Annotated in this window: 2 protein-coding genes; both read left to right on the top strand. The window is 58.2% G+C overall.

The genetic code is table 11. The features are described 5' to 3' along the window. Positions 1-50 precede the first annotated feature (50 nt). Entirely contained in the window at positions 51-365 is a 315-nt protein-coding gene (locus ACTZWY_RS19785; protein ID WP_444792417.1) for a transposase, read from the top strand. Beyond that, positions 362-712: an IS66 family insertion sequence element accessory protein TnpB gene (gene tnpB, locus ACTZWY_RS19780; protein WP_444792416.1), complete on the top strand. Its 351-nt coding sequence runs from the start codon at positions 362-364 to the stop codon at positions 710-712. The genes ACTZWY_RS19785 and tnpB overlap by 4 nt, the downstream gene beginning before the upstream one ends. Positions 713-857 lie beyond the last annotated feature (145 nt).

Raw genomic sequence — 857 nt, 5'->3', positions numbered from 1 at the left:
TGTCGGTTTCTGACACGGGCCGTCGCCGCCATTTGACGGATGACGAGTAGATCGCGATCGTTGAAGAAAGCCATTGCGACGGTGTGACATTGGCCGCGGTCGCGCGGCGCCATGAGATATCGCGATCACAGCTCTACGATTGGCGCTATCGGCACAAGTTTGGGATGCTTGGATGCGCCGCGCACTTCTTGCGCCTTGTTTCCCAAGACGATGGGCCGGCTTCTGAAGGCCTGCCCCCCGTGCCACCGTCGCAACCGCCCGCGATAACAATCGATCTTGGCGCGCGATATCGTGTGACGATCCCTGCGGGTTTCGATATGGATGCTGCCGCGTGCTTGCTCAATGGCCTGAGGTTGCTGCGATGATCGCGTTTCCGGCGGGCACGAAGGTGTGGATCGCAGGTGGTGTGACGGACATGCGGCGAGGGATGAACACCTTGGCCTTGGCGGTTCAGCAGGGCCTTGAGCGTGACCCGCATGGTGGCGAAATCTTCTGTTTCCGGGGCCGCAAAGGTGATCTGGTGAAACTTTTATGGCATGATGGGGTCGGAATGTCGCTGTATGTGAAACGCCTGGAAGCGGGCAAGTTCATCTGGCCCGTAAGCCAGGAAGGGACGGCGGTGGCGATATCAGCCGCACAACTCGGCTATCTTCTGGAAGGCATAGACTGGAGAAATCCGCGCTGGACACAAAGGCCTAAAACGGCTGGTTAACTCACAGGGAAAGGACTGTTTTTATTGGCCTTTCGTGGTGTCTGTGATAAAGATTTGCCATGTCAGATGCCACCTTGCAAATCGCTGAATTGCGCGCCGCACTTGCTGTGCAGACTGCCTCGGCTGAGGCTGCACAAGCCCGCGC

It is taken from the genome of Roseinatronobacter sp. NSM (assembly GCF_052379845.1).
Classification (GTDB): domain Bacteria; phylum Pseudomonadota; class Alphaproteobacteria; order Rhodobacterales; family Rhodobacteraceae; genus Roseinatronobacter.
Note: the sequence above shows the minus strand (reverse complement) of the source record. Positions and strands in the feature narration are given on the sequence as shown.